Annotated in this window: 2 protein-coding genes and 1 pseudogene; 1 reads left to right on the top strand and 2 read right to left on the bottom strand. The window is 69.4% G+C overall.

All coding sequences use genetic code 11. From position 1 onward, the window contains the following. Positions 1-428, bottom strand: a 428-nt coding sequence (locus ACFWF3_RS35470; RefSeq protein WP_379318503.1) for a RecB family exonuclease, incomplete at its 3' end; no start/stop codon positions are given. A 123-nt stretch (positions 429-551) separates the two neighbouring features. Here ACFWF3_RS35470 and ACFWF3_RS35475 point away from each other — a divergent pair. Continuing rightward, positions 552-1,385, top strand: a complete 834-nt coding sequence (locus ACFWF3_RS35475) for a tRNA (adenine-N1)-methyltransferase (RefSeq protein ID WP_358121145.1) — start codon at positions 552-554, stop codon at positions 1,383-1,385. Positions 1,386-1,405: 20 nt separating this feature from the next. Here ACFWF3_RS35475 and ACFWF3_RS35480 read toward each other — a convergent pair. Beyond that, positions 1,406-1,558, bottom strand: a pseudogene (locus ACFWF3_RS35480) (SAM-dependent methyltransferase); the annotation flags it as partial.

A 1,558-nucleotide genomic window follows, 5' to 3' on the forward strand; every position in this document is an offset into this window, starting at 1 on the left:
ACCTCGACCCGTTCCTCGAGCGCGTGCGGCTCGAATCGGCGCGGGTCCTCGAGCTCGTAATAGCTCGCGACCAGCGTGCGCACTTCGTCGAACAGCGCCTGCGGACCACCCTCGGCGACGAGCTCGTCCACCCCGTCGCGCTCCGCGCGCACACGTTCCCACGCCCCCGGCACCAACTCGGCCGCCCGTGCCGGCTGACGCTCGGCCGCGGGCAACCCGAACAGATCTTCCAGCACCGCGTGCACCACGGTCCCGCGCACTGCCGCTCGCGACGGCGGTTCCGGCACCCGATCGATCGCCCGCAACCGGTACTTCAGCGGACACTGCTTGAAATCGCTTGCCCGCGAAGGCGACAACGCCGGACGCGACCGATGCACCGGCGCGTCGGCGGTGTCGTCGGTCAGGGGCACGGACAAGGGCGCTGACATGTTTCGCAGGTTAACCGCACACACCGACACGATCGCGCGTCCGCCGCGAAATAGCTGACCCGTCGATCGCGCGGACGGCGGCGCCTGGCAGGCTGACAGGTCCATTCGAAGAACGGGAGATCAATGACGGCCAGACGAACCGGTCCATTCGCTATCGGGGACCGCGTGCAGCTGACCGACGGTAAGGGACGCCTCTTCACCGTGGTGCTCGAGGAGGGTAAGGAATTCCATACCCATCGCGGCGGCATCAAGCACGACGACCTCATCGGCAACGACGAGGGCACCGTGGTGAAGTCGGTCAACGGCACCCCGTATCTGGCCCTTCGCCCGCTGCTCACCGACTACGTGCTGTCGATGCCGCGCGGCGCCGCGGTGATCTACCCCAAGGACGCCGCCCAGATCGTGCACGAGGGCGATGTGTTCCCGGGTGCGCGGGTGCTGGAAGCCGGCGCCGGTTCGGGTGCGCTGACCTGCTCGCTGCTGCGCGCGGTCGGTCCCGAGGGTGAGGTGATCTCCTACGAGATCCGCGACGACCACGCCGAGCACGCCGTCCGCAACGTGGAGACCTTCTTCGGCGAGCGGCCGGCGAACTGGTCGATCACGATCGCCGACGTGGCGCAGTACGAGGGCCCGCAGGTCGATCGCGTCGTGCTCGACATGCTGGCGCCGTGGGACGCGTTGCCCGCGGTGTCGAAGGCGCTGGTTCCCGGTGGGGTGCTGGTGGTGTACGTCGCCACCGTCACCCAGCTGTCCAAGGTGGTCGAGGCGCTGCGTGAGCAGGAATGCTGGACCGAACCGCGCTCGTGGGAGTCGATGGTGCGTGGCTGGCACGTCGTCGGCCTGGCCGTGCGCCCGGAGCATCGCATGCAGGGCCATACCGCGTTCCTGGTGAGCGCGCGGCGGCTGGCCGAGGGCACTGTCACGCCCAAGCCGCAGCGGCGTCCGTCCAAGGGCTGATCACGCGCGGGTGAGCCGGTTTCCACGTCGATGCCCGTGAACCCCGCGACCGCCAGCCGGTCGGCGAGCGTATCCGCCGGGACCGGCACGCACGTGTCACCCACATGCTGGAGCCGGAACAGCGGACTGTCGAGTCCGTCCGAGCCGGCGAACACCCCGCCGGGTCGCAACAC

It is taken from the genome of Nocardia sp. NPDC060220, from assembly GCF_042727815.1.
Taxonomy (GTDB): domain Bacteria; phylum Actinomycetota; class Actinomycetes; order Mycobacteriales; family Mycobacteriaceae; genus Nocardia.